Origin of the sequence: Pseudacidovorax intermedius (assembly GCF_001476815.1) — a bacterium.
Classification (GTDB): Bacteria; Pseudomonadota; Gammaproteobacteria; order Burkholderiales; family Burkholderiaceae_C; genus Xenophilus; species Xenophilus intermedius_A.
Genome location: NZ_LDSL01000038.1, coordinates 90,987 through 97,430, shown reverse-complemented (window position 1 = coordinate 97,430; position 6,444 = coordinate 90,987). Strand labels below are relative to the sequence as shown.

4 protein-coding genes and 1 pseudogene are annotated in these 6,444 nt (G+C 69.8%); 3 read left to right on the top strand and 2 right to left on the bottom strand.

The window, feature by feature from the left end; all coding sequences use genetic code 11:
- Positions 1-537: pseudogene (locus NS331_RS26580) on the top strand (MFS transporter); the annotation flags it as partial.
- Positions 538-710: 173 nt separating this feature from the next.
- On the opposite strand, the gene NS331_RS05960 reads toward NS331_RS26580, so the two are convergent.
- Positions 711-2,027 carry a M20/M25/M40 family metallo-hydrolase gene (locus tag NS331_RS05960; RefSeq protein WP_058641082.1) on the bottom strand — a complete coding sequence of 439 codons (1,317 nt, stop codon included), beginning with the start codon at positions 2,025-2,027 and terminating at the stop codon, positions 711-713.
- A 71-nt stretch (positions 2,028-2,098) separates the two neighbouring features.
- A complete protein-coding gene (gene polA, locus NS331_RS05955; protein ID WP_058641081.1) occupies positions 2,099-4,888 on the bottom strand; it encodes a DNA polymerase I in 2,790 nt (929 codons plus the stop codon).
- Between the two features lie 121 nt (positions 4,889-5,009).
- Between polA and NS331_RS05950 the strand changes: the two genes are divergently transcribed.
- Together NS331_RS05950 and NS331_RS05945 are read left to right on the top strand one after the other, a co-directional pair.
- Positions 5,010-5,384, top strand: a complete 375-nt coding sequence (locus tag NS331_RS05950; RefSeq protein WP_058641080.1) for a hypothetical protein — start codon at positions 5,010-5,012, stop codon at positions 5,382-5,384.
- Positions 5,385-5,391: 7 nt separating this feature from the next.
- On the top strand, positions 5,392-6,444 hold the full coding sequence (locus tag NS331_RS05945) for a homoserine kinase (RefSeq protein ID WP_058641079.1): 1,053 nt from the start codon (positions 5,392-5,394) through the stop codon (positions 6,442-6,444).

Sequence of the window (6,444 nt, the reverse complement as noted above, 5' to 3'; positions counted from 1 at the left end):
CTGCGCCACGGCGCGGCACGCGTGATCCCGGCCGGCCTCGGGCTCATGGCCGGCGGCTTCCTGCTCATGGCGGCGGGTGACGCCGGCGGCAGCGTGGCGACCGTGCTCGCCGCCTGCGCCGCGGCCGGGACGGGCCTGGGCCTGACGAATTCGCCGGTGACCAACACCACGACCGGCGCCGTGCCGGCCGCGCGCGCCGGCATGGCCTCGGGCATCGACTTCAGCGTGCGCCTGATCACGCTGGCGCTCAACATCGCGCTCATGGGACTGGTGCTGGTGCTGGGCGTGGCACGCGGACTCGCCGACGCCTTGCCGGGCCAGTCAGCGGCGCAACTCTGGCGGCTGGCCCAGGACATCGCGGCCGGCCACATGGCCGGCTTGCAGCCGCTGCTGCCCGGCGACATGGGCACGGCGGCGGCACGCGCCGCGCTGCGCCAGGGCCTGGCCGACGCCATGCGCTACGCCGGTTGCGGCGCCGCACTGCTCGCGGTGGCCAGCGCGGCCTTCTTCCGGCGCGCCAGGACTCAGAAGGTGTGAGTGAATCCGGCGTGGCCGAGCGGGCTGCGAAAACGCGGCCAATCAAGGCGCAAAGCGCAGCCATAGCTCGGGCTATGGCGAGCATTTGCAACGCAGAGTGGCCGTGTTTTGGCAGGACGAGCGGGCATGGCGGGTTCACTCACACCTTCTGAGCGCTGAAGGATGCCGGCCTTTCAGCGTGGCGCGACCTTCCCCGCCGACACGTCCATGATCAGCCGCGTCGTCAGGTACAGCCGCGGCGCGATGGAGTCGATCAGCACGTACTCGGCATCGGCCGTGTGCGCGCCATAGCCCTGCAGGCCGAAGCGCTCGACCACGGCCGCCTTGCCCGAGAGGCCCGCAAAGGCCGCATCGGTGCCGCCGCCGGCCACCTTGTCGTCGGCGCCCAGTGTGCGGCCAAGCTCGCCGTAGATGCCCTGTGCATGTTTGGCCAGCGCCAGCGCGGCGGCGTTGGCCTCCAGCGGCGGGCGACGGCGCTCGAACACGGCCTCGACCTTGGCGTCGGGAATCAGCTGCTTCTTCACCCGCTCCTGGATGGCGCGCTCCAGCCGGTCGTAATCGGCCACCTTGATCACCCGCACGTCGGCCATGGCCTGGGCCGAGGCCGGGATCACGTTGCGGTTGTTGCCGGCCTGCCCCACGGTCCAGTTCATCTTGAGGCCGGTGGCCGGATCGGACAGGTCGCGCATCTGCAGCACCTGGTGGGCCATCTCGTAGAAGGCGTTGACGCCGCGCTCGGGCGCCGAGCCCGCGTGCGAGGCCTTGCCCTGCACCTTGAGCGTGACGGCACCGATGCCGGCGGTGGCCAGCGACAGCTTGTCGTCGCTGGCATAGGCGCCTTCGTGCGACATCACCACGTCGTGCTCGGCGCCCAGCCTGCTGATGAGCGCGCGCGAACCGGGCGAGCTGATCTCCTCGTCGCCGTTGATGAGCACGGTGATGCGGCCGTAGTCCTTGAAGCCCAGTTCCTTGAGCATGGCCAGCGTGTGCAGGATCACGGCGATGCCCTGCTTGTCGTCGGCGATGCCCAGGCCATAGGCCTTGTCGCCCTCGATGCGGAAGGGCTGCCGCGCGCCCATGCCGATGGTGTAGACCGTGTCCATGTGCGCAATCAGCAGGATGCGCGCCTTGCCCGTGCCCTCGAAGGTGGCGCGCACCATCTTGCCGATCTGCTCGGGCGTGTCGCCCATGCGGTAGACCTCGGGCGACTCGGCACTGCCCGGCTCGATCACCGACACCTGCCCGCCCAGTGCCCGAAGGCGCCCGGCCACCAGCGCCGCCATGCGGTCCAGGCCGTCGATGTCGCGGCTGCCGGATTCGATGGCGACGAGCTGCGACAGGGTGTCGAGCAGCGGCTGTTTCTGCTGCTGGGCCAGCGTGTCGATGCGCGCGTCGCGCTGGGCGAATGCGGGCGCGACAGCAACCGTCAGTGCCAGGGCGAGGATGAGGGAGCGGAGCTTGGGTTGCATGGAGTCTGGGGGCGATTTCATTGAGTCGTTCGACGTTGAAGCGAAGGCGACAGAGAGGGGGAGCCGCGAAGCGGCATGGGGGGAGAAGCCCATCAATGCGCCTTCTCCCAGTTCGGACCGAAGCCGATCTCGGCCAGCAGCGGCACCTTCAGTTCGGCCACGCCGGCCATGATGCGCGGCACTTCCGCCCGCACCCAGTCGACCTCCGCCTCGGGCACCTCGAACACCAGTTCGTCGTGCACCTGCATGACCATCTTCGTGCCCAGGCCCTGGTCGTCCAGCGCTTTCTGCACCGCATTCATGCTCAGCTTGATCAGGTCCGCCGCCGTGCCCTGCATGGGCGCGTTGATGGCCGCGCGTTCGGCCGCGCCGCGCCGCGGGCCGTTGGGCGAGCGGATCTCGGGCAGGTACAGGCGCCGGCCGAACACCGTCTCGACATAGCCCTTTTCCTTGGCGCTGGCGCGCGTCTCGTCCATGTAGTTCTTCACGCCCGGGTAGCGCGCGAAGTAGCGGTCGATGTAGCTCTTGGCCGCCGTGTTGTCGATGCCCAGGTTGCGCGCCAGGCCGAAGCTGCTCATGCCGTAGATCAGGCCGAAGTTGATGACCTTGGCATAGCGGCGCTGCTCGCTGCTGACCTGCTCGGGCGTGCTGCCGAACACCTCGGCGGCCGTCGCGCGGTGCACGTCGATGCCTTCGTTGAAGGCCCGCAGCAATGCCTCGTCGCCGCTGATGTGGGCCATGATGCGCAGCTCGATCTGCGAATAGTCGGCGCTGGCGATCACGCGGCCCTCCGGCGCGACGAAAGCCTCGCGGATGCGGCGGCCTTCGGTGGTGCGCACGGGAATGTTCTGCAGGTTCGGGTCGTTGCTCGACAGCCGGCCGGTCACCGCCACCGCCTGCGCATAGTGCGTGTGCACGCGCCCCGTGCGCGGCAGCGCCATCTGCGCCAATTTGTCGGTGTAGGTGCTCTTGAGCTTGGACAGGCCCCGGTGCTCCAGGATCTTAGCCGGCAGCGGATAGTCCTCGGCCAGCTTCTCCAGCACCTCTTCGTCGGTGCTCGGCGCACCGCTCGGCGTCTTCTTGACCACGGGCAGGCCCAGCTTGTTGAAGAAGATGTCGCCGATCTGCTTGGGACTGCCCAGGTTGAAGGGCTGGCCGGCGATCTCGTAGGCCTGCTGCTCCAGCGCCACGATGCGCTGACCGAGTTCGTGGCTCTGCGCCGCCAGCGCGCCGGCGTCGATCATCACGCCGTTGCGCTCGATGCGGTAGAGCGTCTCGCTGCTGGCGATCTCCAGTTCGTACACGAACTTCAGCCGCTCGTCGGCCTGCAGCTGCGGCCACAGCACGCGGTGCACGTCCAGCGTCTGGTCGCTGTCCTCGCAGGAGTATTCGGCCGCCTTGTCGATGGCAACCTGGCTGAAGGGAATCTGGTGCGCGCCCTTGCCGCACAGGTCCTCGTAATCGATGCCGCTGCGGCCGGTGTGGCGCTCGGCCAGGCTGGCCAGGCCGTGCGGCTTGTGCACTTCGAGCACGTAGCTCTGCAGCATGGTGTCGTGCACGTAGCCCTGCACCTCGATGCCGTGGTTGGCGAAGACGTGGCGGTCGTACTTGATGTGCTGGCCCAGCTTGTGGCAGCTGGCGTCCTCCAGCCAGGGCTTCATGCGGGCCAGCACCTCGTCGCGCGGCAGTTGCTCGGGCGCATCCGGGTAGTCGTGGGCCAGCGGCACGTAGGCGGCCTCGCCAGGCGTGACGCTGAAGCTGATGCCGACGATCTCGGCCTTCATCTCGTCCAGCGAGCTGGTCTCGGTGTCGATGGCGACCAGCTCGGCCGCCTGCAGCTTGTCCATCCAGGCGTCGAAGGCGGTCCAGTCGAGCACCGTGTCGTAGACCAGGTTGCTGGCGCGCTCGGCGGCTGCGGCCAGCGTGCCGTCGAGCAGGCCGGTGCCGCCCTCGCCCGTTTGCGCGCCCCCGTGGCCCAGCAGTTCGGGCGCGGCGGCATGCGCCTCCAGGCTCTTGGCGAGGCTCTTGAAGCCGTACTGCTCGTAGAAGGCCTTCAGTTCCTCGGTCTGCAGCGGCTGGATGGCGATGGCCTCCAGCGCGGGCAGGCCTTCCACATGACCCGCCAGGTCGCAGTCGGTGCGGATGGTGACCAGGCGCCGGCCCTGGGGCAGCCATTCCAGCGCACGGCGCAGGTTCTCGCCGGCCTGGCCTTTGATGTCGGCGGCATGGGCGATCAGCGCGTCGAGCGAGCCGTACTGCGTCAGCCATTTGGCGGCCGTCTTGGGACCGACCTTGTCCACGCCGGGCACGTTGTCCACCGCGTCGCCCACCAGCGTCTGGTAGTCCACCATCAGCGAGGGCGGCACGCCGAATTCGGCCGTCACGCCGGCCACGTCGCGGCGCTTGCCGCTCATGGTGTCGATGATGGTGACGTGCTCGTCGACCAGCTGCGACAGGTCCTTGTCGCCGCTGCTCACGATCACCTCGATGGCCTGGCCGGCCGCGGTGCGTGCCAGCGTGCCGATCACGTCGTCGGCCTCCACGTCGGGCACGCACAGCACCGGCCAGCCCAGCAGCCGCACCACCTGGTGGATCGGTGCGATCTGTGCACGCAGGTCGTCGGGCATCGGGGCGCGGTGGGCCTTGTACTCGGGATACCAGTCGTCGCGGAAGGTCTTGCCGGGCGCGTCGAAGACGCAGGCCGCGTAGTCGGCACGCACCTCGCGGCGAAGCGCCTGCATCATGTTGATCATGCCCCGGATGGCGCCGGTGGCCGGGCTGTTGGGGTCGCCGGGCACCGCGCGCAGATCGGGCATGGCATGGAAGGCGCGGTACAGGTAGCTGGAGCCATCGACCAGCAGCAGCGTTTTCTTCTCGGTCATCCGGCCATTCTCACCCGCGGCGCGCCACGGCCTGCCCGCCCGCGCCGACGGTGCGCGGCGGCCTGCGACTACAGAGGGCAAGGCCACGACGCGGGAAGCGCGCACCTACAATCGCCCCACCATGCCTGCCCACACCATTTCGCCCCTGCGCGCCTTCATGCTGGCCGCGGGCCTGTCGATGCTTCCGGCCCTCGGTCACGCCCAGACGCCCGCGCCGGCCGAGGCGGCAGCCCCGTCCACCACCCCCGGCGAATCGCAGCCGCTGGACGGCCGGCGCAACCAGAAGATCGAGCACATCACCGTCGAAGACCGCGGCGCGAAGGTCGACGAGGTGCGCTACGGCGGCGTGACGCAGAGCATCACCGTGCAGCCCAAGGATTCGGCCCTCCCCTCCTACGACATCCAGCCCACCGACGGCACCCGCCAGCGCGCCGGCGCCACCGAAGGCAACAGTTCCGGCAGCGGCGCCCGCGTCTGGAACGTGCTCAAGTTCTGAGCCGCCCGTGGCGGTCTTCACCGAAGTCCCGGCCGACGAAGCGGCCGACCTGATGCGCCGCCTGGGGCTGGGCGAGCTGACCGCGCTGCGCGGCATCGAAGGCGGCATCGAGAACACCAACTACTTCGCCACGACCGACCGCGGCGACTACGTGCTGACGCTCTTCGAGCGTCTCACGCCCACGCAGTTGCCCTACTACCTGGGCCTGATGAAGCACCTGGCCGACCGCGGCATGCCGGTGCCCGAGCCCGCGGCACGGTCCGGCGACGGCGGCCCCCTCTTCGACGCCGGCGCGCCCGCGTCCGCCTGCCCGCTGCTGCACACGGTGGCCGGCAAGCCCGCCGCCGTGGTGCGCAAGCTGGAAGGCCGCAGCGAACTGGCGCCCACCGCCGACCATTGCAGCGCGCTGGGCGACCTGCTGGCACAGCTGCACCTGGCCGGCCGCGACTATGCGCTGGAGCAACCCAACCTGCGCGGCCTGCCCTGGTGGAACGACACCGTGCCCGTGGTGCTGCCCCATGTGGACGCGGCCCAGGCTGCGTTGCTGCGCAGCGAACTGGCCTACCAGAACCACATCGCCGCGTCCTCCGCCTATGCCGCGCTGCCGCGCGGGCCGGTGCATGCCGACCTGTTCCGCGACAACGCCATGTTCGCCCACGACGGCCGTGGCGGCACCCTGCCGCGCATGACCGGCGTGTTCGACTTCTATTTCGCCGGCACCGACACCTGGCTCTTCGACCTGGCCGTGTGCCTGAACGACTGGGCCATCGACCTGCCCACCGGCCGCGCCGATGCTGCACGCACGGAAGCGCTGCTCGAGGCCTACCAGGCCCGCAGGCCGCTGAACGCGGCCGAGCGCGAACTGCTACCGGCCATGCTCCGCGCGGGGGCCCTGCGCTTCTGGGTCTCCCGGCTGTGGGACTTCCACCTCCCCCGCGAGGCCAGCATGCTCAAGCCGCACGACCCGACGCATTTCGAGCGCGTGCTGCGCGAACGCCTGCGTGCACCGCAGGTGCTGGCCCTGCACGCCGAAGCCACGGCCGAAGCGCAGGACGCCTGA